Source organism: Alcaligenes sp. DN25, from assembly GCF_023674485.1.
Taxonomy (GTDB): domain Bacteria; phylum Pseudomonadota; class Gammaproteobacteria; order Burkholderiales; family Burkholderiaceae_B; genus Alcaligenes; species Alcaligenes phenolicus.
Genome location: NZ_CP098408.1, coordinates 1241481 through 1266758 on the forward strand (window position 1 = coordinate 1241481; position 25278 = coordinate 1266758).

The window sequence follows — 25278 nt, forward strand, 5'->3', positions numbered from 1 at the left end:
ACCGTGGCTTCCATCACAAAATCTTTGCCCCGCCGTCAGTTTGACGTAGTGGTGGTCGGTGCCGGTGGCGCCGGTATGCGTTGTTCCCTGCAATTGGCTCAGGCTGGCTTGTCCGTGGCCGTGCTCAGCAAGGTGTTCCCAACCCGCTCCCACACCGTGGCTGCTCAAGGTGGCGTCAGTGCTTCCCTGGGTAACATGAGCGAGGATCACTGGTACTGGCACATGTACGACACCGTCAAGGGTTCGGACTGGCTGGGCGACCAGGACGCCATCGAATTCATGTGCCGTGAAGCTCCACACGCTGTGTACGAGCTCGAGCACTTCGGTATGCCGTTTGACCGTAACCAGGACGGTACGATTTACCAGCGTCCATTTGGTGGTCACACTGCCAACTTTGGTGAAAAACCTGTTCAACGTGCCTGTGCCGCTGCTGACCGTACCGGCCACGCCATGTTGCACACCCTGTACCAGCGTAACGTAGCTGCCCGCACCCAGTTCTTCGTGGAATGGATGGCGCTGGACTTGCTGCGTAACGAAGCGGGTGACGTTCTGGGCGTAACCGCTCTGGAAATGGAAACCGGCGAAATCTACGTTCTGGAAGGCAAGCGCGTGGTGCTGGCTACCGGTGGTGCTGGTCGTATCTGGGCTGCTTCCACCAACGCCTTCATCAACACCGGTGACGGCCTGGGTATGGCTGCTCGTGCCGGTCTGCCTTTGCAAGACATGGAATTCTGGCAATTCCACCCCACTGGCGTAGCCGGTGCTGGCGTGCTGATTACCGAAGGCGTGCGTGGTGAAGGCGGTATCTTGCTCAATAAAGACGGCGAGCGCTTCATGGAGCGTTACGCTCCCACCCTGAAAGACTTGGCCCCACGTGACTTCGTGTCCCGTTCCATGGACCAGGAAATCAAGGAAGGTCGTGGTTGTGGCGACGGCAGCTACGTGGTTCTGAAACTGGATCACCTGGGCGCTGACGTCATCAAGAAACGTCTGCCTTCGATTCGCGAAATCGCGATCAAGTTCGGTAACGTGGACCCGATCAAGGATCCGATCCCTGTGGTTCCAACCATCCACTACCAGATGGGCGGTATCCCCACGAACTACTACGGTCAGGTTGTGACCCAAACGCCAACGGGCGAGAACAAGATCGTCAACGGTCTGTACGCCATCGGCGAGTGTGCCGCTACCTCTGTGCACGGTGCTAACCGTCTGGGTACGAACTCCCTGCTGGACCTGATCGTGTTCGGTCGCGCTGCCGGCAACCACATTGTGGATTCGCACCCCGAGAAAACGCACGCGCACCAGGAAATCAACGAGTCCTCCATCGAGTACTCGCTGGACCGCGTCAACCGTCTGGAATCCCGTACATCGGGCGAAAAGGCACAGGACGTTGGCAACAAGATTCGTGTGGCCATGCAGGCTCACTGCGGCGTGTTCCGTACCCTGGATCTGTTGCACAAGGGTGTCGACCAGATCGAATCCCTGGTTCCCGAAGTCAAGGATATTTACTTTAAAGACAAGTCCAAGGTGTTCAATACCGCCCGTATTGAAGCTCTGGAAGTGGCCAACATGATCGAAGTGGCTCGCGCTACGACGAAGTCGGCCGCCAATCGTACTGAAAGTCGCGGTGCTCATGCCCTGAACGACCACCCAGAACGTGACGACGAAAACTGGCTGCGTCACACCTTGTGGTTCTCGGAAGGCAGCCGTCTGGAGTACAAGCCTGTCCAGATGAAGCCTCTGACAGCCGAAACGATTCCGCCCAAGGCCCGGACTTTCTAAGCAGGATACTGACATGAGCCAAAAACGTAAGGTCAAATTTGAAATCTACCGCTACGATCCTGACAAGGACGAGCGTCCCTACATGCAGAAGATCGAAGTCGAGCTGGAGCCCACCGACAAGATGCTGCTCGATGCGATCCTGCGCATTAAAAACGACATGGACGACAGCCTGGCGCTGCGTCGCTCCTGCCGTGAAGGTGTGTGCGGTTCCGATGCCATGAACATCAATGGCAAGAACGGACTGGCCTGCACCACCAATATGCGCGACTTGAAAGAGCCTGTGGTTCTGCGCCCACTGCCAGGTCTGCCGGTTATCCGTGACCTGATCGTGGACATGACCCACTTCTTCGATCAGTACCATTCGGTCAAGCCGTTCCTGATCAACGATGCTCCTCCTCCAGAGAAAGAGCGTTTGCAAACGCCCGAAGCCCGTGAGGAGCTCGATGGTCTGTACGAGTGCATTCTGTGCGCCTGCTGCTCGACCTCTTGCCCATCGTTCTGGTGGAACCCCGACAAGTTCGTCGGTCCTGCTGGTTTGTTGCAAGCCTATCGTTTCATTGCCGACTCGCGTGACGAAGCAACGGGCGAGCGTCTGGACAATCTGGAAGATCCATACCGCTTGTTCCGCTGCCACACGATCATGAATTGCACGGACGTCTGTCCAAAAGGACTGAACCCGTCGCATGCCATCGGCAAGATCAAAGAAATGCTGGTGCGTCGCAGTATCTAAAAAGGTGGGTATGTACCGATGAGAACATTGACGGAATTGGAGCGTGCGCGCCTGCGCTGGCGTGCGCGCCGGGGCTTGCTTGAAAACGACTTGATGATCACCCGTTTTCTGGATCAATACGAAAACGAGCTGACTGATCAGGACGTCTCGGCCCTGACCCGCTTGTTCGAAATGGACGATACAGTTTTGCTGGATGTCCTTCTGGCTCGCTCCGAGCCGGAAGGGCAGTACGCCACACCGGACATTCAGCGACTAGTAGACATTATGCGAAAGCTATAACCATTGAGGAAAAAAGTGATGGAATTGTCAGATAAAAAAGCCACGCTATCCTTCTCCGACGGTAGCCCTTCGGTTGAGTTCCCTGTACACAAGGGCACCGTAGGTCCGGACGTGATCGATATCCGTAAGCTCTACGGTCAGACAGGTATGTTTACCTATGACCCGGGCTTTATGGCAACGGCGGCTTGCGAATCCGGTATCACCTACATTGACGGCGACAAGGGCCAGTTGATGTACCGTGGTTACCCGATCGACCAGTTGGCACAAAAGTGCGATTTCATGGATGTGTGCTACCTGATCCTGAACGGCGAGTTGCCCAACGCAGATCAGAAGCAGGAATTTGACTCCCTGGTCACGAACCACACCATGGTTCAGGAACAGATGCAGCACTTCCTGCGCGGCTTCCGTCCGGACGCTCACCCCATGGCAATACTGACCGGCCTGGTCGGTGCCCTGTCGGCGTTCTACCATGATTCCACGGACATCACGAATCCTCATCACCGTCATGTGTCGGCTATCCGCTTGATCGCCAAGCTGCCTACTCTGGTTGCGATGGCGTACAAGTATTCTTTGGGACAGCCTTTCATCTATCCCAAGAATGATTTGTCCTACACCGGCAACTTCTTGCGCATGATGTTCGCTACCCCTTGCGAAGACTACAAGGTCAACGAAGTGGTTGAGCGCGCTCTGGACCGTATCTTCATCCTGCATGCAGATCACGAACAAAACGCCTCCACCTCCACCGTGCGTCTGTGCGGTTCGTCGGGTACCAATCCTTTCGCTGCGATCGCTGCGGGTGTTGCTTGCTTGTGGGGCCCTGCCCACGGTGGTGCAAACGAAGCTTGCCTGAACATGCTGGAAGAGTTGCAAGCCAACGGCGGCATCGACAAGGTTGGCGAGTTCATGGAGAAGGTCAAGGACAAGAACTCGGGCGTGCGCCTGATGGGCTTTGGTCACCGTGTCTACAAGAACTACGACCCACGCGCCAAGCTGATGCAAGAAACCTGCAAGGAAGTTCTGGAAGCCCTGGGCCTGGAGAACGATCCTCTGTTCAAGCTGGCCATGGAACTGGAGCGTATTGCTCTGGAAGATCCATACTTCGTCGAACGCAAGCTGTACCCCAACGTAGACTTCTACTCGGGTATCGTTCAGCGCGCTATCGGCATCCCGACGTCCTTGTTCACCGCTATCTTCGCCCTGGCTCGTACCGTAGGCTGGATTGCCCAGTGGAACGAAATGCTGTCCGATCCAGATTACAAGATCGGCCGTCCACGTCAGCTGTACGTGGGCCCAACTCAGCGCGACGTACCTGCTCAACGTTAATGCTTTCGGGCTGCGATCCCTGGGGCGTGCCCCGGGTGTTCATGTAGCCCGTAGCGTTATGAAGCAGTAGCTGGAAGGTCAAGTGCACCATTGGGTGCACTTTTTTTTGCCCGTTATTTTTTTATTGCTATGGCTACAGCCACAGCCACAGCCACAGCCACAGCCACAGCCACAGCGATCACCAACACTGCCCGCACCGCCAGAGTCGCCGGCATTGTCGCTGGCATTGTCATCACCCTATGCACGTCAACATGCAGCAGCCCCAATGTCTGACAGGCTAGGCTTCAAGGCTGAGACAGGTGGTTGTTGAAGCGGAAAATCCGCTGTTCACGAGCTTTGTTCTCTTCAGAAAATCGGACTTTGGCCTGGACATGATCCAGGTGGTGCCCGATCAGCTCGCGAGCCCGTTCTGCATCACCATCCAAAATAGCTTTCATGACTCCCGCGTGCTGCTCGGTCAAAATTTCCACTTCCCGTGCATTGTCGAACTCGAACATGGCGCGCCGGTTCTCTTTCACTGTAGAGAACACTAACTGGAACAAGCCATTCATCAGTTGCACCAGCACGACATTATGAGAGGCCATGGCAATTGCCAGATGAAATTGGGCGTCTGCACGTGCCGAAAGGTCTGCATCCTGGTTTTGTTGATGCCGAACCATCACTTGGAAACACTGTTCAATGCGCTTTTTGTCCGCATCTGTTGCTCGTTGTGCCGCATGCCAGGCTGTGCTGGCTTCCAAGGCCCGACGTGCCTCCAGAACATCATAGCGATACAAGGGGTCTTCATTGATCAGCTCCTCCAGAGGCGCAATGCTCTGGGCTGGCCAGTTGATCAACTCGCTATCTTGAACATAAGTACCACCACCACGGCGGGTAACCAGCAAGCCTTCAGAGCTTAGCGAGCGCAAGGCCTCCCGTATCGGTACACGCGACACATCCAGCCGTTCAGCCAATTGACGCTCGGACGGGATTCGGTCACCGGGTTGCAACTGTTCATCCTGTATAAGTTGCCGGATTTTTTCAGCAACCAGGTCCGATAGGCGAGTGCTGGGATTCATAGTCATATAGGACGCTTTTTTAAATTTGGTATTACCACTTTCTTGGTTTTTTAATCGTATTAAGGCCATGAGGCGCCAAACTAGTCAGGGTTTCTGCTGGTAATGCAAAGGTGGTAATACCGCTATGATGCTCAAAAATACAAAACGGGAAGTGGTTGCGCTGCCCAGGGCCGGGCTCATAGCCGCATTTGTTCACCAACAAAACCTCTTCCTCCTATACGTGCAGTCACACAAAGGAGAATCCGGGATGAGTCTTTTATACACCTTGTTGGCTCTGACGCCATTATTGGTTGTTTTTCTATTGATGGTGGTGATGGGGCGATCAGCCAAACTATCGATGGGGGCCGCGTATCTGGTTACGGCGATTCTCGCTTTATTTGTATGGGGGAGCCAGGCCGAAGTTATTGCTGCAGCCACGATCAACGGTATTGTTACCGCATTGACCCTGCTGTTCATTGTATTTGGTGCCGTGCTGCTTTTGAATACGCTCAAGGTGGGCGGAGCATTAAGTGCGATTCGCCAGGGCTTTATGGATGTATCGCCGGATCGTCGCATTCAGGTCATTATTGTTGCCTGGCTGTTCGGCTCCCTGATCGAGGGCTCGTCGGGTTTCGGTACGCCTTCCGCTGTTGGGGCTCCCTTGCTGCTGGCGCTGGGCTTTCCAGCCATGGCAGCGGTGATGGCTGTGTTGGTTATCCAGTCCACGCCTGTGTCTTTCGGGGCGGTTGGTACGCCCATGCTGGTTGGAGTGCGTTCAGGTATTGATAACAAGGTTGATGTTGCAGCTGCCATTTCGCCCTTGCAGCCGCTTGAGTATTTGCAGCAGATCGTCGAGAACGTCGCCTTGATTCATGCCATGACCGGCTTTGTGATTCCACTGTTGCTCTGCGGTTTGTTGACTCGCTTTTTCGGTGAACGCCGCTCCTTTGCCGAGGGGCTGGGGGCATGGAAGTTTGCTTTGTTTGCCGGTTTGGCCTTTACCGTTCCGTACTACCTGATTGCCATTACCCTGGGCCCTGAGTTCCCCTCCATGCTGGGTTCGATGGTCGGACTGGTAATCGTGGTGAGCGCAGCTCGAAAGGGCTGGTTTGCACCTCGCAAAACCTTTGATTTCCCGGATCGCAGTCAATGGCCGTCCCACTGGCTGGGCACAGTGGCGATGGATAACACGGAATCGCAGCAACGCTTTTCGGTATTGCGGGCTTTCTCGCCGTATGTGCTGGTGGTTGCACTTTTGATCTTTACTCGTACTGTTCCTGCCGTAAAAGCCTGGTTGACGGGGCCTTCGGCCACAATCAAGGTGGAAGGTATTTTGGGTACTGGTATTTCTACATCGGCTCAGTTGCTTTTCTCGCCCGGGGCCATCTTGATTCTGGTCTCACTGGCCTGCATTGCGATTTTTCGCATGAACAGTCAGCAGTATGTCGTCGGTGTGAAAGCATCGCTGCGTACCATGGGCAGCGCAGCTCCTGCTTTGTTGTTGGCCGTGCCTATGGTGCAGGTGTTTATCAACTCGGCAGCGGCTGATGGTTCCATTGCCAGCATGCCGCTGGTGCTGGCTCAAGGGGCCGCGTCGGCGGTTGGGCAGGCATGGCCTACGGTTTCACCCTGGGTGGGTAGTTTGGGGGCATTTATTGCGGGCTCCAATACTGTCAGCAACATGATGTTTTCGTACTTCCAGTTCTCTACCGCTCAGCAAATTGGCTTGAGTGTGGACCAGTCCGCTATTGTGGTTGCATTGCAGGCGGTAGGTGGAGCGGCTGGCAATATGATTTGCGTCCATAACGTGGTGGCTGCCGGTGCGGTTGTCGGCATGTTGGGACGTGAGGGCGAGATTGTTCGCAAGACCTTGATACCCATGGTGTATTACGTCATTCAGGCAGGCCTGATCGGCCAGGCCTTGATTACTGGTGCCATGGGCTGGTGGATAGCTGCCGCAGTCTTCCTGGCACTGACCATAGGGGGCTTGAGCCTGTCCCGAGGCCGTCAGATGACGCCGGCCATGGCTTGAACATTTCGCTCTGTTTATTTGCGGCTTAAAGGAGTCGTTGTACAATTTCTTCCTGGAGATGACGTTCCTCCTTTAACCGCCGTTTCGTTCTGAAGCAGCTGATGACGTCTACAGCGACCTGACCACCGTCGGGGCTGTAGGCGTCTGCGTTTACATCTTCTGTTTGTGGTCAGCCCGATTCCATTGAGCTTACGACCCATGAACAGACTCAAAACCTCACTCTCGCTAAACCTGCTGGCCTATTACGGCAAATGGTTTGTGCTCGCTTGCCTGATTGCCGTGCTGGCAGGCAGCGCTTCCGCTTTTTTCCTTTTTTCACTCGAGCAGGCTACCTCCTGGCGGATGCACCATGCCTGGCTGATCTGGCTACTGCCGCTGGCAGGCTTGGCCGTAGGCTGGGTGTATGAACGCGTAGGGCAGTCTGTTAGTGCAGGTAATAACCTGCTGATCGAGGAAATTCACGATCCCAAGAAAGTGGTGCCTTTGCGCATGGCGCCTTTGGTGCTTGGTGGAACCGTGATTTCCCATTTGTTCGGTGCATCGGTAGGCCGAGAGGGCACCGCCGTACAAATGGGTGCCGCCTTGTCGGACCAGCTAACCCATGTGTTTCGCTTGGACCGGGACGATCGACGCATTCTGTTGATGGCAGGTATGAGTGCCGGCTTTTCATCTGTCTTTGGCACGCCTTTAGCCGGAGCCGTGTTTGGCATGGAAGTGCTGGCGATAGGCCGTATGCGCTACAACGCCTTGTTCCCTTGCCTGATCGCAGCGATTGCTGCCGACCAGGTGGGCCTGGTCTGGGGGGTGCAGCATACCCATTACGTCGTTGAGCACGTCGTGTCACTAGACGGCTGGAGCATGCTGGCTGTGCTGATCGCCGGGGTTCTGTTCGGCCTGATCGGCATGTTGTTCGCCATGCTGACTCACCAGCTTTCCGCCTGGATGAAAAAGAGCATCAAGTATGCACCCATGCGACCCTTCTGGGGCGGGCTGGTGGTGGCGATCGCTGTCTGGGCGTTGGATGCCTACCAGTACATTGGCCTGGGTGTTCCGGAAATAGTGCGCGCTTTCCACGAGCCTATGCAGCCATGGGATTTTCTGGGCAAGCTGGGGTTTACTGTCCTGTCTTTAGGCTCCGGTTTTAAAGGAGGGGAGGTCACGCCCTTGTTCTACATAGGGGCGACTCTGGGTAATGCCTTGGCTCCCTTGCTGCACATGCCTTTTTCAATGATGGCGGGCTTGGGCTTTGTGGCCGTCTTTGCCGGCGCAGCCAATGTACCGATTGCGTGCACACTGATGGCGATGGAGCTGTTTGGTGCAGAACTGGGGCCTTTGGCGGCGATCGCTTGTGTAGCAGCCTATGTGTTCTCGGGGCATGCAGGGATCTATCATGCGCAACGTGTGGGTCATCGCAAGTTCAAACTTCGTCGGCCTGTTTGAGCTGGGTCAGCCGGTCAGTCAGTCAGTCAGTCAGTCAGTCAGTCAGTCAGTCGGCCACTCGGTGAGCGAGTGGCTAGGGATGCCTCATGTGCCTGCTTAAAAATAGTCTCTTTGTTACGCTGGTTTCCAGGCTCCGCGTTTAGCAAACTACTATATGGCTTGATATCAAGAGACAAAGGTGAAGCGATGGCAGACTCCCAGTTCAAAGATCACTTCTCCCAAGTTGCAGCCGACTATGCCAGTTACCGCCCCAGCTATCCGCAAAAGCTGGCGGATGTGTTGGCCGAACTGAGCCCCGCACAGGATAGGGCGCTGGATTGTGCCTGCGGAACTGGGCAGCTTTCTGTGTTGCTGGCCAAGCGATTCAAGGAAGTGATCGCCACGGACGGCAGTGCCGATCAGATTGCTCAGGCGCAGCCGCAAGAGGGTGTGAGCTATCGCACGGCTTTGGCTGACAACAGCGGTCTGGCTGATAACAGCGTGGATTTGATCACCGTCGCGCAAGCGGCTCATTGGCTGGATCTGGAACCTTTCTATGCCGAGGTTCAGCGTATCGCTCGCCCCGATGCCTTGCTGGCCTTGATCACCTATGGCGTCTTGCATGTGGAGGGTGAAGTGGATAGCGTCATGCAGCATTTCTACTATGAAACCATCGGCGCTTACTGGCCACCGGAGCGCCGTCATGTGGAGGAGGGGTATCGCAGCCTGGCCTTTCCTTTTCAGGACCTGAGCTTGCCGCCTTTGGCCATGGAGGTGGACTGGGATTTGTCCCAGCTCCTGGGATACATCAGAACCTGGTCGGCTGTGAAAGCGGCTGAAAAAGCGCTGGGCGCCAGTCCCTTGAGCGCAGTGGAAGTAGAGCTGCGCAAGCAGTGGGGGGATCCTGACCATCACCGCCGAATCAGCTGGCCTTTGTCTGTGCGGGCAGGGCGGGTGCGGAAATAGGCCGCTCTTGGAGTGTGATGTCTGCTCATCCGGTTCGGACACTTCACGGCTGACGGAGCGAGCTTGCACAAGATTCCGGGCACCCGCCAACCCTGAGAGAGGATACGCGGCTGTGTTGTATCCATTGTGGCTAAATGAGCTGGATCCTGAGCACCGATACTCTGTTGAATCAGGCGACAGCTTTGTTCAGCGAAACTGGGTGCCAAAGTCATCATTAAAAAAAAACCGGATGCCGCTTTACGCTGCATCCGGTTTTTATTCAGCTAAACAGGATTAGCTGTTTTGCTGGGCTTCTTGCTGTGCATCCACAACAGCCAGGGCTGTCATGTTGATGATGCGACGCACCGTAGCGCTGGTGGTCAGGATGTGGATGGGGCGAGCCGCACCCAGCAGGATGGGGCCCATGGCCACACCGTTGCTGCCTGTCATCTTCAGCATGTTGTAGGTGATGTTGCCGGCGTCCAGGTTAGGAGTAATCAGCAGATTGGCCGAACCGCGCAGCGTGCTGTCGGGGAAGGCTTTCAGGCGGATTTTCTCGGACAGGGCGGAGTCAGCGTGCATTTCGCCGTCCACTTCCAGGTCGGGAGCGCGTTCAGCCAGGATCTGACGAGCCTTGGCCATCTTGCGGGACGACTCGGTCTGGCGGCTGCCAAAGTTCGAGTGCGACAGGAGAGCCACGCGAGGCACCACACCAAAACGACGAACTTCCTCGGCGGCCTGGATCGTCATGTCGGCGATCTGTTCGGCAGTGGGGTTCTCGTTGACGTGGGTGTCGCACACAAACAGAGTTTGTGTAGGCAGCATCAGTACGTTCATGGCGGCGAAAGTCTGGGCTTCTTTCTTCAGGCCAATGACTTGCTCAACATAGTGCAGCTGGCTGTCGTAGTTGCTGGCCACGCCGCAGATCATGCCGTCAGCATCACCACGTTGCAGCAGCATCACGCCGATCAGCGAGTTGTGCTTGCGTATCATGGCTTTGGCGATGTCTGGAGTCACGCCTTCACGTGCCTTGAGCTTGTAGTAGGCAGTCCAGGTCTCGGTGAAGCGATCGTCGTCTTCAGGATCAACGATTTGCACGTTCTTGCCCGCTTCCAGACGCAGGCCAGCTTTCTTGACGCGCATGTCGATCACGCTGGGGCGACCCACCAGAATAGGCTGGGCCAGCTTCTCGTCCACGACGGTTTGCACGGCACGCAATACGCGCTCGTCTTCGCCATCAGCGTAAATGATGCGCTTGGGCGCAGCCTTGGCCTGCATGTACAACGGACGCATCAGCGGGCCGGTGTGGTAGGTCATGGCGATCAGTTTCTGACGGTAGGCGTCCATGTCTTCGATAGGACGGGCGGCAACGCCGGAGTCCATCGCAGCTTGGGCCACGGCAGGTGCGATCTGAACGATCAGACGGGAGTCGAACGGTTTGGGGATGATGTACTCAGGACCAAAACGCAGATCTTCGCCGCCGTAAGCAGTGGCCATATCGTCGCTTTGCTCGACCTGGGCCAGATCGGCAATGGCTTTCACGCAAGCCAGCTTCATTTCTTCGTTGATCACGCTGGCGCCAACGTCCAGGGCACCACGGAAGATGAAGGGGAAGCACAGCACGTTGTTGACCTGGTTCGGGTAGTCCGAACGGCCAGTCGCGATAATGCAGTCAGGGCGGGCAGCCTTGGCTACTTCAGGACGGATTTCAGGCTCGGGGTTGGCCAGGGCCAGAATCAGGGGCTTGTCGGCCATGGTCTTGACCATGTCGGCGGACAATACGCCAGGAGCGGAACAACCCAGGAACACGTCAGCGCCAACCATGGCATCAGCCAGGGTGCGGGCATCGGTTTCCTGAGCGTAGCGAGCCTTGTTGGGCTCCATGTTCTCGTCGCGACCTTTCCAGATGATGCCGCGCGAGTCAGCCACGAAAATGTTGCTCAGCTTCACTCCCAGGGCAACCAGCAAGTCCAGGCAAGCAATGGCAGCAGCGCCAGCGCCCGAGCAAACCAGCTTGATGTCGGCGATGTTCTTGTTGACGACTTTCAGGCCGTTCAGAACAGCGGAGGACGAGATGATGGCGGTACCGTGCTGGTCATCGTGGAACACGGGAATGCTCATGCGCTCGCGCAGCTTCTTCTCGATGTAGAAGCATTCGGGGGCCTTGATGTCTTCCAGGTTCACACCACCCAGGGTGGGTTCCAGTGCGGCAATGATGTCGACCAGCTTGTCCGGATCGGTTTCGTTCAATTCGATATCGAACACGTCGATGCCAGCGAATTTTTTGAACAGGCAGCCTTTGCCTTCCATGACGGGCTTGGCGGCCAGGGGGCCGATATTGCCCAGACCCAGCACGGCGGTACCGTTGGTAACCACGGCAACCAGGTTGGCGCGCGAGGTGTACTTGGCGGCGGCTTCTTCGCCTTCGGCGTGGATGGCCATGCAAGCAGATGCAACGCCGGGGGAGTAGGCTAGCGAGAGGTCATCTTGATTGGCTAGGGTCTTGGTAGGGACCACCGAGATTTTCCCGGGAGTGGGATACGCGTGATAGTCCAGCGCAAGTTTGGCCAGATCGGCGTTGGCATCCATTTTGGTAAAGCTCCTGATAGGATTTTCTAGTGTAAAAGTGAATCTAATTTATAAGAAATACAGTCGCCAGGTAGGTGCTGATTTGTTATAGGCAGCATATGTCATGGCAACGCTTGTTGCCTGCCTCAAGGTGACCAAGGGCAGGCTGGGCTCGGTTTGGTGGAAAAGGGGCCCGCGAAGCGCGTACTTGCTGCACCCGATTAGCATATCGGAATTTTTCCTTCATGTGGGGCAGCCAAGGGGCGTCAATCATGATTTGGAGCGCTTCTTTTGTAAGAATTCGCCCTCGTGATAGATCGATGTGTTTGTTAATGCCAACGGTATGACGCAGTCGCCAAGCATTTTAGATGTCATTAATTGCGCCTTTTGTGTGCGGCGTTATACTAGATCAATACGGCTTGTATAAGGCGTCCCACGTTGCCTTCTGCTCCTGCTATCCGCTAACCGGCGAGGTCCGTGTCGCGGAAGGTTTTCCTGCATCTCAACACGAGTGAAACACTCGGATAGGTGAAGCGTAATAATGTCATCGCAAAAAGAACTGCTCAGTAACTCTTATTTGTTCGGGAGCAATGCTCCTTACGTCGAAGAACTCTACGAGTCCTACCTCGACAATCCAGGCTCCGTCGCCGACCAATGGCGCGAGTACTTCGACCAGCTGCAGCACCAGCCTGCGACTGACGGCCGCGACAGCACCCGCGATCAAGCTCACGCTCCCATCGTCGAGTCCTTCGCTCAGCGTGCCAAAGCCAATGCCTTCCTGACCAGCGCCCAAGCACCGGACCTGACAGTTGCCATGAAGCAAGTGTCGATTCAGTCCATGATTGCTGCTTACCGCTCCCTGGGTGCACGCATTGCTGATCTGGATCCCCTGAAGCGCTCCGAACGCCCCAGCATCCCTGAACTGGACCCTGCTTTCTACGGTTTGACCGAAGCAGATCTGGACCAGGTCTACTCCGCCACCAACACTTACTTCACCAAAGCCGACACCATGACGCTGCGCGACATGCTCAAGGCCTTGCGTGATACGTACTCCCGTTCGGTGGGCGCAGAATTCATGTACATCTCCGACCCGGTCGTCAAGCGCTGGATTCAGCAGCGCCTGGAGTCGGTGCATGGCACAGGTTCTTTTAACGTTGAGCAAAAACGCAACATCTTGCAGCAGCTGACCGAGGCTGAAGGCCTGGAGCGCTTCCTGCACACCAAATACGTCGGTCAGAAACGCTTCTCCCTGGAAGGTGGCGAGAGCTTCATCGCTTGTATGGATGAAGTGGTCAACCACGCTGGCGAGAACGGCGTTCAGGAAATCATCGTGGGTATGGCTCACCGTGGTCGTCTGAACATGCTGGTCAACATCATGGGCAAGATGCCCGGTGACCTGTTTGCCGAGTTTGAAGGCCGTCACGCTGAAGGCTTGACCGACGGCGACGTGAAGTACCACAACGGTTTCTCCAGCGACCTGTCCACTCGTGGCGGTCCGGTTCACCTGTCTCTGGCCTTTAACCCATCCCACCTGGAAATTGTTAACCCAGTGGTCGAGGGGTCGGTCCGTGCTCGTCAGGATCGTCGTAGCGACGAAGACGGCAGCCAGGTTCTGCCCGTGCTGGTTCATGGTGACGCGGCTTTTGCCGGTCAGGGTGTGGTCATGGAAACACTGAACCTGGCCCAGACCCGTGGCTACGGTACCGGTGGTACGCTGCACATCGTTATTAACAACCAGATCGGTTTCACCACCTCTGATCCTCGCGATACACGCTCCACGCTGTATTGCACGGACGTGGTCAAGATGATTGAAGCCCCCGTCTTCCACGTGAACGGCGACGATCCTGAAGCCGTGGTGTTCGTGACTCAGCTGGCTCTGGACTTCCGCCGCGAGTTCAAACACGACGTGGTGGTTGATATTGTTTGCTTCCGCAAACTGGGCCACAACGAGCAAGACACTCCTTCGATGACCCAGCCGCTGATGTACAAGAAGATTGGTCAGCACAACGGTACACGCAAACTGTACGCCGACAAGCTGGTTGCTCAAGGCATTCTGTCCGAGAACGAACCCGAAGATCTGGTCAAGGCTTACCGTCAACTGATGGAAGATGGCAAGCGCACGGTTGAACCTGTTCTGACAGACTACAAGAACAAGTACGCCACCGACTGGTCTGCTTTCCTGGGCGCCAAATGGACTGACCAGGCTGACACCGCCTTGCCTATGTCCGAACTGACACGCATTGGTGAAAAACTGACCACCGTGCCAGAAGGCTTTACGGTTCACCCACTGGTCAACCGCATGCTGAACGACCGTCGTGCCATGGCACGTGGCGAAGCTCAGGTGGACTGGGGCATGGGCGAGCACTTGGCCTTTGCAACCTTGGTGAACAACGGCTACGCCATCCGTATTACCGGCCAGGACTCGGGCCGTGGTACGTTTACCCACCGTCACGCTGTGCTGCACGATCAAAAACGTGAGCGCTGGAACGACGGCACCTACATTCCTTTGCAGAACGTCTCCGAAGGCCAGGCCAACTTCACGGTGATCGACTCGGTTCTGTCCGAAGAAGCCGTGCTGGCATTTGAATACGGTTACGCTTCGGCAGAGCCCAACATTTTGACTATCTGGGAAGCTCAGTTCGGCGACTTCGCCAACGGTGCCCAGGTTGTGATCGACCAGTTCATTACGTCGGGTGAAGCCAAGTGGGGCCGTCATTGCGGTCTGACTCTGATGCTGCCACACGGCTACGAAGGTCAGGGTCCGGAGCACTCCTCGGCCCGTATCGAGCGCTTCTTGCAACTGTGCGCTGACAACAATATCCAGGTTGTTCAGCCCACCAACGGCGCCCAGATCTTCCACGTGCTGCGTCGTCAGATGATCCGTCCTTTCCGCAAGCCTTTGGTCATCATGACGCCCAAGTCCTTGCTGCGTAATAAAGACGCTACCTCGCCACTGAGCGATCTGGCTGAGGGTCACTTCATGCCCGTGATCGGCGAGACCGATCAGGCAATTGATGCAGCCGCTGTCAAACGTGTTCTGGCTTGCTCGGGCAAGGTTTACTACGATCTGGTGAACCACCGTAAAGAGCTGGAGCGCAACGATATTGCCATTATCCGTGTGGAGCAGTTGTATCCGTTTGCCCACAAGGCCTTCCAGGCAGAGCTGGCCAAGTACAGCAACGCCAAGGAAGTTATCTGGGTTCAGGACGAACCTCAAAACCAAGGTGCATGGTTCTACATTCAGCATCACATCTACGAGAACATGACCGAAGGTCAGAAGCTGGGTTACGCCGGCCGTGCCGCGTCCGCTTCGCCTGCCGTTGGTTACCTGGCCAAACACCAGGAACAACAAAAGGCGCTGCTGGAGCAGGCTTTCGGCGCTCGCAAAGGCTTCATGCTGACCAAATAACGCACCCTAAATTTTAAATACGGAAAATATAATCATGGCAATTACCGACGTTCTGGTTCCCCAACTCTCTGAATCCATCTCCGAAGCCACTTTGCTGGAGTGGAAAAAACAACCTGGCGAAATGGTCCAGGCTGATGAAATCCTGATCGAAGTCGAAACCGACAAGGTTGTGCTGGAAGTTCCCGCTCCTGCCTCGGGCGTGCTGAGCGAAATCGTCAAGGCCAACGGCAGCACTGTGACTTCCGGCGACGTGCTGGCCCGTATCGACTCCGAAGGCAAGGCCAGCGCTGCCGCTCCTGCCGCCGCTGCACAAGAAGCCGCTCCTGCTGCTGCCCCAGCCGCTGCCGCTCCTGCTGCCAGCTCCGCCGCCTCTTCGGTTGCTTCGCCTGCTGCTGCCAAGATCCTGGCTGAAAAGGGTGTGGAAGCCAGCTCCGTGGAAGGTTCCGGCCGTGGTGGTCGCATCACCAAGGGTGACGCTCTGGAAGCCAACGCCGCTGCTGCTAAACCTGCTGCTGCTCCTGTTGCCCCTCCAACCCTGTCCCTGGACGGCCGTCCAGAGCAGCGCGTGCCCATGAGCCGTCTGCGCGCTCGCATCGCCGAGCGTCTGCTGCAGTCGCAGTCCGAAAACGCCATGCTGACCACGTTCAACGAAGTCAACATGCAAGCTGTGCTGGATCTGCGCAAGAAATACAAAGATCAGTTCGAGAAAGAGCACGGCGTGAAACTGGGCTTCATGTCCTTCTTCGTCAAGGCTGCTGTTGCCGCCCTGAAGAAATACCCTGTACTGAACGCCTCGGTTGATGGCAAGGACATCATCTACCACGGTTACTTTGACATCGGTGTGGCCGTTGGTAGCCCACGCGGTCTGGTGGTGCCTATCCTGCGTAACGCTGATCAAATGTCCATCGCTGACATCGAAAAGCAAATCGCTGACTTCGGTGCCCGTGCCCGCGACGGCAAGCTGACCCTGGAAGAAATGACAGGCGGTACCTTCTCGATCTCCAACGGTGGCGTGTTCGGCTCCATGCTGTCCACCCCCATCATCAACCCACCTCAGTCCGCCATCCTGGGCATTCACGCCACCAAGGACCGTGCTGTTGTGGAAAACGGTCAGATCGTGATTCGCCCCATGAACTACCTGGCCATGTCCTACGACCACCGTATCATCGACGGCCGCGAAGCCGTTCTGGGTCTGGTGGCCATGAAGGAAGCCTTGGAAGATCCACAGCGTCTGCTGTTGAACGTCTAAGCACGCGGTAGTTTCGGTCTAGTATGTTTACGGCCAAGTGCTTGCTTCTAAGCCTTGGCCGACTTTGTTTAAGGCCCTGGGGGTTGGCGTTCGCCACCTGATACTTTCCCGCCCGACTTCCGGGCGGTCCAGCGTGCCTTTTCACATTTATGGGATTTTTTATGGCTAAGCAATTTGATGTTGTCGTGATTGGTGCAGGCCCTGGTGGCTACATCGCCGCCATCCGTGCTGCTCAACTGGGTATGAGCGTCGCTTGCGTGGACGCATGGTCCACCGCTGAAGGCAAACCCGCTCCTGGCGGTACTTGCACCAACGTTGGTTGCATTCCTTCCAAGGCCTTGCTGCAATCGTCCGAGCACTTCGAGCACGCCAATCTGCATCTGGCTGATCACGGTGTGGACGTCAAGGGCGTATCGCTGAATCTGGACAAGCTGATCGGTCGCAAAGACGTGGTCGTCAAGCAGAACAACGACGGCATCCTGTACCTGTTCAAAAAGAACAAGGTCACTTTCTTCCACGGCACCGCTTCCTTTGGCGCCAAGGTTGACGGCGGCTGGTCGGTGAACGTGGCCGGTGCCAACGCTGAAGAGCTGGTTGCCAAGAACGTCATCATCGCTACCGGTAGCTCGGCTCGTGCCTTGCCCGGTGCCGAGTTCGACGAAGAGCAAATTCTGTCCAACGACGGCGCACTGCGTCTGCCCAAGGTTCCCAAGAAGCTGGCCGTTATCGGTGCCGGCGTGATTGGTCTGGAACTGGGTAGCGTGTGGCGTCGCCTGGGTGCCGAAGTGACCATTCTGGAAGGTGCTCCCGAGTTCCTTTCCGCCGTGGATCGCGACGTTGCCAAGGAAGCCCTGAAGGCTTTCACCAAGCAAGGTCTGAAGATCAATGTGGGCGTGAAAGTTGGCGAAATCAAGAAGTCTGCCAAACAGGTCACCATCAACTACGTGGACGCCGCTGGTGCCGAGCACAAGCTGGAAGCCGACAAGCTGATCGTATCCATCGGCCGTGTGCCTAACACTGCCGGTCTGGGTGCAGACACCATCGGTCTGAAACTGGACGAGCGCGGCTTCGTGGTTGTGGACGACGATTGCGCCACCAGCCTGCCAGGTATCTGGGCGGTGGGTGACGTGGTGCGTGGTCCTATGCTGGCTCACAAAGCCGAAGAGGAAGGTGTGGCTGTGGCCGAGCGTCTGGCTGGTCAGCAGCCCCACGTCAACTTCGACACTGTACCTTGGGTTATCTACACCTCGCCCGAAATCGCTTGGGTTGGCAAGACCGAGCAGCAACTGAAGACCGAAGGCCGTGCTTACCGCGCTGGCAGCTTCCCCTTCCTGGCTAACGGCCGTGCCCGCGCACTGGGTGACACGACCGGCTTTGTGAAGGTTCTGGCGGATGCCAAGACGGACGAAGTTCTGGGCGTGCACTTTGTGGGCCCTGTGGCTTCCGAGCTGGTGGCTGAAGCTGTTGCAATCATGGAATTCCGTGGCGCGTCGGAAGATATCGCCCGTATTTGCCATGCTCACCCAACCCTGTCCGAAGCCCTGAAAGAAGCGGCCTTGGCAGTGGACAAACGCGCTCTGAACTTCTGATAGACTTTCAGGGTGTTGTTGGAAAAGGGCGGGCACAGGCTCGCCCTTTTTTTCGTCACGAAAGGCTGATCACAGCAGTCCGTAGCGGTTGCGATGCGTGAGATAATTGACCGCGCAGTATGCTCAGACCCTGCATCAAAAGCGGTGCTGCTGTGGATCGCAGTGCATGCTGGCAGACTACTACCTGTCTTGGACAGGTTCTTTTATTTTCAGTGATATGAATGTTCGCGAGTATTACCATCAGGCTTTAGCGGAAAAAGGCTACCGTGCCGACCAGGCACAGGAGCAAGCTATAGACCGGCTGCAACGCTATTACGACGAGTGGGTAGAGTTTCGCAAAATGCGCTCCAGCGCCTTGCGTCGTATGTTCTCCCGCCCGGAGGTGCCGCGTGGTGTGTACCTGTGGGGTGGGGTCGGGCGCGGCAAGAGCTTCCTGATGGACGCCTTCTACCTGACGGTGCCGCTCAAGCGCAAAACTCGGATTCACTTCCATGAGTTCATGCGCGGCGTGCACAAAGAGCTGAATCAGGTCAAAGGCATGAGCGATCCCTTGGATGAGGTCGCCAAACGTATCGCCAAGCGTTATCGCCTGATCTGTTTTGACGAGTTCCACGTCTCGGATGTGGCCGATGCCATGATTCTGTACAAGCTGCTGCTGGGTCTGTTCGAGCGCGGTACGTCCTTTGTGATGACCTCCAACTATGAGCCTTCCACCTTGTATCCGGAAGGCCTGCACCGCGACCGCATCTTGCCTGCGATTGCGCTGATCCAGAAGAACATGGATATCATGAACGTGGATACGGGCGTGGATTATCGCCGTCGTGCTCTGGAGCAGGTGAAAACCTATTTGACGCCATTGGGCCCGCAGACCACCGCAGAGCTGCAATCAATGTTCACCGCCTTGTCGGACACGGCCCCTCAAGAGCCGGTGCTCAGTATTGAAAACCGGGATGTAAAAGCGGTCGCCTTGTCCGGTTCAGCCGTCTGGTTTGATTTCGAGACCCTGTGCGTCAGCCCACGTTCGCAAAACGACTATCTGGAACTGGCGAACCGCTTCCAGACCGTGATTTTGTCTGACGTACCTCGCATGACGGCGCGTGATGCCTCTGCGGCGCGACGCTTCACCTGGCTGGTCGACGTTTTTTACGATCACAAGGTGAAGTTCATCATGTCCGCAGCGGTGCCTGAAGAAGAATTGTATGTGGATGGCCCTATGGCCAATGAGTTCCACCGTACTGTCTCGCGTTTGATGGAAATGCAATCGCGGGAGTACCTGGAGTCAGAACGGCGCCAGGCAGTTATTTTGTAGGATGCTGGGCGCGGCCACTGGCCACGCGTCTGATTCCTGAACCCTGACACGTAGTTTTATAAGCGTATTTTTTATCATGACGACACGAGTACTGACCGGCGTTACAACGACCGGTATTCCACACTTGGGTAATTATGCCGGGGCGATTCGCCCTGCTATCCGTGCTAGCCAGCAAGCCGATGTCGACGCATTTTTCTTCATGGCGGACTACCACGCCCTGATCAAATGTGACGATCCGGAGCGCGTAGCCATTTCGCGCCGTGCGATTGCTGCTACCTGGCTGGCCTGCGGCCTGGATGTGGAAAAAGTAACGTTCTACCGTCAATCCGATATTCCGGAAATTCCGGAGCTGTCCTGGATGCTGGGTTGCGTAACCGGCAAGGGCTTGATGAACCGTGCCCACGCCTACAAGGCTTCTGTCGACAAGAATGAAGCGGCGGGCGTAGAGCCTGATGATGGCGTCACCATGGGCCTGTTCAGCTACCCCGTACTGATGGCGGCCGACATCCTGATGTTCAATGCCCACAAGGTGCCCGTGGGCCGGGATCAGGTGCAGCACCTGGAAATGGCACGCGATATCGCCAAGAGCTTCAACCACCTGTATGGCCGTGGCAAGGAGCTGTTTGTATTGCCTGAAGTGCAGGTGGAAGAGGACGTGGCCCTCTTGCCTGGTCTGGATGGCCGCAAGATGTCCAAGAGCTACGACAACACGATTCCTCTGTTCGAGGGTGGTGCCAAGGCACTGAAGGCAGCCATTGCCCGCATCGTGACGGACTCCAAAGGTCCCGGCGAGTCTAAAGATCCCGATGATTCGCACCTGACGGCCTTGTACAAGGCATTTGCGACACCCGAGCAGACCCAGGCCTTTCGTCAGCAGTTGATCGACGGCATGGCCTGGGGCGAGGCCAAGGATGCCTTGCATCAGTTGCTGGAAGCCATGATTGCGCCCATGCGTGATCGCTACGAAGCCTTGATGGCTCGTCCCCAGGATATTGAGGATTTGCTGCAAGTCGGCGCGCGCAAGGCTCGTGCCTACGCTACTCCCTTCATCCATGAATTGAAGGCGGCCGTGGGCCTGCGTGACCCCTTGAGCGTGGCAGTTAGCAAGACTGAAGCCAAGGCTCGTAAAGCTCGTTTTGTGAACTTCCGCGACGAAGACGGCACCTTCCGTTTCCGCCTGCAAGATGCTGCTGGACAAGAGCTGTTTCTGTCTCGCTCTTATGCAGACCCAAAACAGGCTGGTGTGGCGATCAAGGCACTGCAGACTGCGGCTTTTGCCGAAGTTGCCAAGCAGGAAGGTCAGGAGTTGCAAATCCATTGTGCCGGTGAAGAAGTGGCACGAGTATCGGCAGATCTGCGTGATGCCGTTGCAGCCGCTTTGGATTCGATGCGCGACTAAGTGGTTTGTCTACTGTGGGATTGATCGGCTGTTCAGGATTGATGCCGCAGTGGAGGCAGCAAGCTTCTTTGAGCAGCAACGCTTCAGCTTGAAGATTGCTTGAAAATGAGCAGCCCCAAAAGAGAGACCTATCTCACTTTTGGGGCTGTTCTTTCTGCGTTGTATTGAACGTGTGCAGAAGATCAAAGCTGGAGCTTGGCTTGAGCTTGCTCGTGTAATCGGCTTTGGCCTTAAATTCATTCTTGAAATCAGGTCAGGTCAAACCAAGCCAAACCAAGCCAAGCCAAATCAGATCTGATTCGAACGTGAACTCTGAATTCTGAGCCCGAAACCTGGATTCGGACTTAAGACCTGGACTTGAGCCTAGGCCAGTCGCCCTTGGGCTTTGGACTTCTGATCCCAGTCCTGGCTGGCCAGCTCCAATGCTGCAATATCTTCTGCGCAGATCACATCTCGCAACGCCGTGAATTTCTCTTCCGACCAGTCGTAAATCTTCAAGGCCAATAGCCGGTCAATCGCTGCGTCCTCAAAGCGCTTGCGCACCGGCACAGCTGGGTTGCCTGCCACAATCGTATACGGGGCCACATTCTTGGTGACCAGTGCACCCGAGGCAATTACGGCACCTTCACCAATGACCACGCCGGGCATGATCATGGCCCGCATACCGATCCAGGCACCGTCATGGATGTAGGTGTCACCTTTGCCAACGTAGGCCTCCGTAATTTTGTCTACGAAGGGATACAGGCTGAACCAGTCCATGCGGTGGGTGTGATTGCCACCCATCAGGATGACGGCCTCGGCACCGATGCAGACGTAGTCACCGATGTGGAGCTGGTCCACTGGCCATTGCGAGGTCCATGCCTTGAGGCTGTACTCGTCCCCGTACAGGTAACGCACCACGCTTTCTTCAAAACTGCCGGTCCAGGCATGGCTGTAGTAGCTGTGCGTGCCACGCACATGGATATTGGGGTTGGATACGGTTTCGTGCAGGAGTTCGACCTGCGACCAGTGTTTTTGCTCCATGTTTTTCCTTCTGGACCTTGCCGCGCTGGAACTGACTTTGCGCCGGTCCCGGCAAAGTGGGTGTTCATGTTTGGGCCAAGCAGCCAAGCGAGCACAAGAGGCTCGCTTGCTGATGTTGATGGCGGGACTAGACTAATGCGCTTTGAGCTGCTTGGCATTCAAGCGGGCCAAAAGCATCAAGCCCTGCATGAATGCTCACGCAGGGCTTGGTGTGTTTAGGCCGGGATTGCTGGCCTTATTCGGCTGGCTGGGCAGGAATATCCAACTTTTCACACAGACTCAGGATTTCCTCCAGGCTCTCGCGTTTGACCACGATCAGCTGAAACTCCTCGTCATAGCTTTGGGCAAATTCCAGCAGGCAGTAGGAGGGGTGAAACTCCTGCAACTGCTCGTTCGCCCATTGGAAAAAGCCGTCCACGTCCTGAAAAGGCATGTCGTCGTAGGGAAAGGCGGGCAGATCCTGGCTTTCAAAGGCAGCCAGAATCTCTTCCCACAGTTCGTCCACGGTATCGGCCAGAGCCAGATAGTCGTCCAGCTCGTAGCTGATGGCCAGGATCAGAGCGCCATCCGGATCGTGTTCCATCAAGTTCTGGGCGTGCTTGCCATACGCCTCACCCATCGCTGTCGGGCTGGCGCTGGCTGTCAGCACGGACTGGCTGATGGCTGCAATATCCTGTTCCTTCTGATCAAATCCGGTCAGCAGATTGAGCAGACGCGTCAGTTGGGAAAGGCGCTCGGTCTCAGTCATGGCTTATCTCCGAAGTTTGCTAAAGGCGGCTGCCATAGCACCTGTCGGTGCCGGTTCAGCTTGCCGGTTGGGGCGATTGTTTCCGGAACGGCGCTGGGGTGCGTTGCTGGTGTTGCTGGAACCACGCACAGGGCCGCTGTCGTCGTTCAGGCGCATGGTCAAGCCGATACGCTTACGAGCTACATCCACTTCCTGGACTTTAACCTTAACGGTCTGCCCAACGCGAACCACATCACGCGGATCTTTGACAAAGGTCTCGGACAGGGCCGAGATATGCACCAGACCGTCCTGGTGCACACCCACGTCCACAAAGGCACCAAAGTTGGCCACATTGGTGACCACGCCTTCCAGAATCATGCCGGGCGTCAAATCGTTCAGGGAGTTGATGCCTTCCTGGAACTTGGCGGTGGTGAATTCAGGGCGAGGGTCGCGACCGGGCTTTTCAATTTCATTAAAAATATCACGCACGGTGGGCAAACCAAAGCGTTCATCCGTGAAGTCCGAAGGCGACAAGCCTTTCAATGCGCCGGATTTACCCATGACATCGCTGGCTTCGGTTTGCAGGCGCTCCAGAATGCGGGCGGCAACCGGGTAGGCTTCGGGGTGAACTGCCGAGGCATCCAGAGGGTTGGCTGCACCGGGAATACGCAAAAAGCCCGCTGCCTGTTCAAAGGCTTTTTCACCAAAGCGCGGCACTTCACGCAACTGCTTGCGGCTTTGGAAGGCACCGTTTTCGTCACGCCAGGTGACGATGTTTTTGGCCAGCGTGTTGTTCAGGCCGGAAACGCGCGCCAGCAGGGGAGCAGAGGCGGTGTTGACGTCCACACCCACGGCGTTCACACAATCCTCAACTACGGCGTCCAGGCTGCGAGCCAGTTCGCGCTGGTTCACGTCGTGCTGGTACTGACCCACACCAATGGATTTGGGGTCGATCTTGACCAGCTCGGCCAGTGGGTCTTGCAGGCGGCGGGCAATAGAGACGGCACCGCGCAGGCTGACGTCCATATCCGGGAATTCTTGTGCGGCCAGTTCAGAGGCGGAGTACACCGAAGCGCCCGCCTCGGACACGACCACGCGGGTCAAAGGCAACTGCGGGAAAGCGGATTGCAGGTCGGCAACCAGTTTCTCGGTTTCGCGTGACGCTGTGCCGTTACCAATCGCCACCAGTTCAACTTGGTAGCGAGTCGCCAGGCCGGCCAGGGTACGAATGGCGCCTTCGCGGTCACGACGGGGTTCAAAGGGGTAGACGGTGGCGGTATCCAGCACCTTGCCGGTTGCATCGATCACAGCGGCTTTTACGCCGGTACGAATACCTGGGTCCAGGCCCAGAACGGCTTTATTGCCAGCGGGGGCTGCCAGCAGCAAATCGCGCAGATTGGCGGCAAACACGCGGGTGGATTCTTGCTCGGCTTCTTCGCGCAGACGGCCAATCAGTTCGGATTCGAATGCTGTCAGCAACTTGACGCGCCAGGTCCAGCGGCAAACCTCGGCCAGCCAATGGTCGCGTGGGCTGGCGTCGGCGGAAAAGTCAGCGCCAATATCGGTCAGCTCGGCGACTTTCAGTACACAAGGGTGGGGCAGAAGCGCATCCTGCTCGGGGTTCAGGCCCAGGCGCAGGTCCAGTGCACCTTGCTGACGACCGCGCAACAAAGCCAGTACACGGTGAGAAGGTAGTTGGCGCAGCGCTTCGTTAAAGTCGAACCAGTCGCGGAACTTGTCGCCTTCCTGTTCCTTGCCTTCGGCAACCTTGGAGTACAGGTGAGCGGACTTCCACAGATAGTCGCGCATGGCTTCCAGCAGATCGGCCTGCTCGGCAAAGCGTTCGGCCAGAATGTCGCGGGCACCGTCCAGGGCGGCTTTGGCCGTGTCGATCTTGGCTTCGGCATTCAGATAGCCTTCGGCCAGCGCCACAGGGTCTGCGTCCTTCTGGGCCAGAATGGCGTCCGCCAGCGGCTCCAGGCCGGCTTCGCGGGCGATCTGGGCACGGGTACGGCGCTTGGGCTTGTAAGGGGCGTATAAGTCTTCCAGACGCTGCTTGGTGTCAGCCGCCAAAATGGCTTGCTCCAGCTCGGGCGTCAGTTTTTCTTGCTGGCGGATCGATTCCAGAATGGCATGACGACGCGATTGCATATCGCGCAAATAGATCAGGCGCACTTCCAGATCACGCAGGACATTATCGTCCAGGCCGCCGGTAGCTTCCTTGCGGTAACGGGCAATAAAAGGGACCGTGGCCCCGTTGTCCAAGAGCTCAACCGTAGAGGCGGCTTGTTGGATGCGGATGTTCAGTTCAGAGGCCAGTAGCGCCAGAATCTGTTGGTGATCCTGTTGCTGGGCGAGGGTTTCCACAGTCATTTCAGTTATGGGTCCATCGTTGTAAAAGGGTCTGCAAGCGCCGCATTTTGCCATAAAGACCGGCAGCGACCCAGAATTGGCAGGT

General features: G+C 56.6%; 17 protein-coding genes and 1 riboswitch. Of the genes, 12 read left to right on the forward strand and 5 right to left on the reverse strand.

Annotated features, from left to right (window positions below):
- Positions 1 to 3 precede the first annotated feature (3 nt).
- From sdhA to gltA, 4 genes are read left to right on the forward strand one after another with little or no spacing between them, the layout of a single operon-like run.
- On the forward strand, positions 4 to 1782 hold the full coding sequence (gene sdhA / locus NBV64_RS05700) for a succinate dehydrogenase flavoprotein subunit (RefSeq protein WP_022983547.1): 1779 nt from the start codon (positions 4 to 6) through the stop codon (positions 1780 to 1782).
- Positions 1783 to 1795: 13 nt separating this feature from the next.
- Positions 1796 to 2512 (forward strand): succinate dehydrogenase iron-sulfur subunit, encoded by a 717-nt coding sequence (locus NBV64_RS05705; RefSeq protein WP_003802530.1) that lies wholly within the window; start codon positions 1796 to 1798, stop codon positions 2510 to 2512.
- Positions 2513 to 2530: 18 nt separating this feature from the next.
- Positions 2531 to 2791 carry an FAD assembly factor SdhE gene (locus tag NBV64_RS05710; RefSeq protein WP_003802528.1) on the forward strand — a complete coding sequence of 87 codons (261 nt, stop codon included), beginning with the start codon at positions 2531 to 2533 and terminating at the stop codon, positions 2789 to 2791.
- Between the two features lie 18 nt (positions 2792 to 2809).
- Positions 2810 to 4114 carry a citrate synthase gene (gene gltA / locus NBV64_RS05715; RefSeq protein WP_022983549.1) on the forward strand — a complete coding sequence of 435 codons (1305 nt, stop codon included), beginning with the start codon at positions 2810 to 2812 and terminating at the stop codon, positions 4112 to 4114.
- 284 nt (positions 4115 to 4398) lie between these two features.
- Here the strand turns inward: gltA and lldR are convergent, their stop codons facing one another.
- Complete coding sequence (gene lldR / locus NBV64_RS05720; protein ID WP_026484289.1) at positions 4399 to 5178, reverse strand: transcriptional regulator LldR; 780 nt, start codon at positions 5176 to 5178, stop codon at positions 4399 to 4401.
- Between the two features lie 241 nt (positions 5179 to 5419).
- Between lldR and NBV64_RS05725 the strand changes: the two genes are divergently transcribed.
- The 3 genes from NBV64_RS05725 to NBV64_RS05735 all read left to right on the forward strand — a co-directional run bounded on the left by NBV64_RS05725 (position 5420) and on the right by NBV64_RS05735 (position 9568).
- On the forward strand, positions 5420 to 7183 hold the full coding sequence (locus NBV64_RS05725) for an L-lactate permease (protein ID WP_137431269.1): 1764 nt from the start codon (positions 5420 to 5422) through the stop codon (positions 7181 to 7183).
- Positions 7184 to 7228: 45 nt separating this feature from the next.
- Positions 7229 to 7301: riboswitch (Fluoride riboswitch) on the forward strand.
- A gap of 80 nt (positions 7302 to 7381) precedes the next feature.
- Positions 7382 to 8623, forward strand: coding sequence for a voltage-gated chloride channel family protein (locus NBV64_RS05730; protein ID WP_250756854.1), 1242 nt, complete (start codon positions 7382 to 7384; stop codon positions 8621 to 8623).
- Positions 8624 to 8809: 186 nt separating this feature from the next.
- Entirely contained in the window at positions 8810 to 9568 is a 759-nt protein-coding gene (locus NBV64_RS05735; RefSeq protein ID WP_250756855.1) for a class I SAM-dependent methyltransferase, read from the forward strand.
- 273 nt (positions 9569 to 9841) lie between these two features.
- On the opposite strand, the gene NBV64_RS05740 is transcribed toward NBV64_RS05735, so the two are convergent.
- Positions 9842 to 12136: an NADP-dependent malic enzyme gene (locus NBV64_RS05740; RefSeq protein ID WP_250756856.1), complete on the reverse strand. Its 2295-nt coding sequence runs from the start codon at positions 12134 to 12136 to the stop codon at positions 9842 to 9844.
- Between the two features lie 520 nt (positions 12137 to 12656).
- Here NBV64_RS05740 and NBV64_RS05745 point away from each other — a divergent pair.
- The 5 genes from NBV64_RS05745 to NBV64_RS05765 all read left to right on the forward strand — a co-directional run bounded on the left by NBV64_RS05745 (position 12657) and on the right by NBV64_RS05765 (position 21070).
- A complete protein-coding gene (locus NBV64_RS05745) occupies positions 12657 to 15524 on the forward strand; it encodes a 2-oxoglutarate dehydrogenase E1 component (protein WP_009457674.1) in 2868 nt (955 codons plus the stop codon).
- Between the two features lie 34 nt (positions 15525 to 15558).
- Positions 15559 to 16773 (forward strand): 2-oxoglutarate dehydrogenase complex dihydrolipoyllysine-residue succinyltransferase, encoded by a 1215-nt coding sequence (gene odhB / locus NBV64_RS05750; protein ID WP_009457673.1) that lies wholly within the window; start codon positions 15559 to 15561, stop codon positions 16771 to 16773.
- A gap of 161 nt (positions 16774 to 16934) precedes the next feature.
- The gene (gene lpdA / locus NBV64_RS05755; RefSeq protein ID WP_009457672.1) at positions 16935 to 18362 is read left to right on the forward strand and encodes a dihydrolipoyl dehydrogenase; all 1428 of its coding nucleotides are present in this window, start codon (positions 16935 to 16937) and stop codon (positions 18360 to 18362) included.
- 217 nt (positions 18363 to 18579) lie between these two features.
- Complete coding sequence (gene zapE / locus NBV64_RS05760) at positions 18580 to 19671, forward strand: cell division protein ZapE (RefSeq protein WP_035271417.1); 1092 nt, start codon at positions 18580 to 18582, stop codon at positions 19669 to 19671.
- 76 nt (positions 19672 to 19747) lie between these two features.
- Entirely contained in the window at positions 19748 to 21070 is a 1323-nt protein-coding gene (locus NBV64_RS05765; protein ID WP_022983551.1) for a tryptophan--tRNA ligase, read from the forward strand.
- A gap of 363 nt (positions 21071 to 21433) precedes the next feature.
- On the opposite strand, the gene NBV64_RS19070 is transcribed toward NBV64_RS05765, so the two are convergent.
- The 3 genes from NBV64_RS19070 to NBV64_RS05780 all read right to left on the reverse strand — a co-directional run bounded on the left by NBV64_RS19070 (position 21434) and on the right by NBV64_RS05780 (position 25193).
- Positions 21434 to 22093, reverse strand: a complete 660-nt coding sequence (locus NBV64_RS19070; protein ID WP_009457660.1) for a CatB-related O-acetyltransferase — start codon at positions 22091 to 22093, stop codon at positions 21434 to 21436.
- A 235-nt stretch (positions 22094 to 22328) separates the two neighbouring features.
- Complete coding sequence (locus NBV64_RS05775) at positions 22329 to 22841, reverse strand: hypothetical protein (protein ID WP_250756857.1); 513 nt, start codon at positions 22839 to 22841, stop codon at positions 22329 to 22331.
- Between the two features lie 3 nt (positions 22842 to 22844).
- Positions 22845 to 25193 (reverse strand): Tex family protein, encoded by a 2349-nt coding sequence (locus NBV64_RS05780; RefSeq protein WP_060185728.1) that lies wholly within the window; start codon positions 25191 to 25193, stop codon positions 22845 to 22847.
- Positions 25194 to 25278 lie beyond the last annotated feature (85 nt).

Excerpts from the sequence above, each read along its gene's own strand:
- NBV64_RS05705 (WP_003802530.1), top strand. The coding sequence starts at position 1,796 with ATGAGCCAAAAACGTAAGGTCAAATTTGAAATCTACCGCTACGATCCT.
- NBV64_RS05710 (WP_003802528.1), top strand. The coding sequence starts at position 2,531 with ATGAGAACATTGACGGAATTGGAGCGTGCGCGCCTGCGCTGGCGTGCG.
- gltA (WP_022983549.1), top strand. The coding sequence starts at position 2,810 with ATGGAATTGTCAGATAAAAAAGCCACGCTATCCTTCTCCGACGGTAGC.
- lldR (WP_026484289.1), bottom strand. The coding sequence starts at position 5,178 with ATGACTATGAATCCCAGCACTCGCCTATCGGACCTGGTTGCTGAAAAA.
- NBV64_RS05725 (WP_137431269.1), top strand. The coding sequence starts at position 5,420 with ATGAGTCTTTTATACACCTTGTTGGCTCTGACGCCATTATTGGTTGTT.
- NBV64_RS05730 (WP_250756854.1), top strand. The coding sequence starts at position 7,382 with ATGAACAGACTCAAAACCTCACTCTCGCTAAACCTGCTGGCCTATTAC.
- NBV64_RS05735 (WP_250756855.1), top strand. The coding sequence starts at position 8,810 with ATGGCAGACTCCCAGTTCAAAGATCACTTCTCCCAAGTTGCAGCCGAC.
- NBV64_RS05740 (WP_250756856.1), bottom strand. The coding sequence starts at position 12,136 with ATGGATGCCAACGCCGATCTGGCCAAACTTGCGCTGGACTATCACGCG.
- NBV64_RS05745 (WP_009457674.1), top strand. The coding sequence starts at position 12,657 with ATGTCATCGCAAAAAGAACTGCTCAGTAACTCTTATTTGTTCGGGAGC.
- odhB (WP_009457673.1), top strand. The coding sequence starts at position 15,559 with ATGGCAATTACCGACGTTCTGGTTCCCCAACTCTCTGAATCCATCTCC.
- lpdA (WP_009457672.1), top strand. The coding sequence starts at position 16,935 with ATGGCTAAGCAATTTGATGTTGTCGTGATTGGTGCAGGCCCTGGTGGC.
- zapE (WP_035271417.1), top strand. The coding sequence starts at position 18,580 with ATGAATGTTCGCGAGTATTACCATCAGGCTTTAGCGGAAAAAGGCTAC.
- NBV64_RS05765 (WP_022983551.1), top strand. The coding sequence starts at position 19,748 with ATGACGACACGAGTACTGACCGGCGTTACAACGACCGGTATTCCACAC.
- NBV64_RS19070 (WP_009457660.1), bottom strand. The coding sequence starts at position 22,093 with ATGGAGCAAAAACACTGGTCGCAGGTCGAACTCCTGCACGAAACCGTA.
- NBV64_RS05775 (WP_250756857.1), bottom strand. The coding sequence starts at position 22,841 with ATGACTGAGACCGAGCGCCTTTCCCAACTGACGCGTCTGCTCAATCTG.
- NBV64_RS05780 (WP_060185728.1), bottom strand. The coding sequence starts at position 25,193 with ATGACTGTGGAAACCCTCGCCCAGCAACAGGATCACCAACAGATTCTG.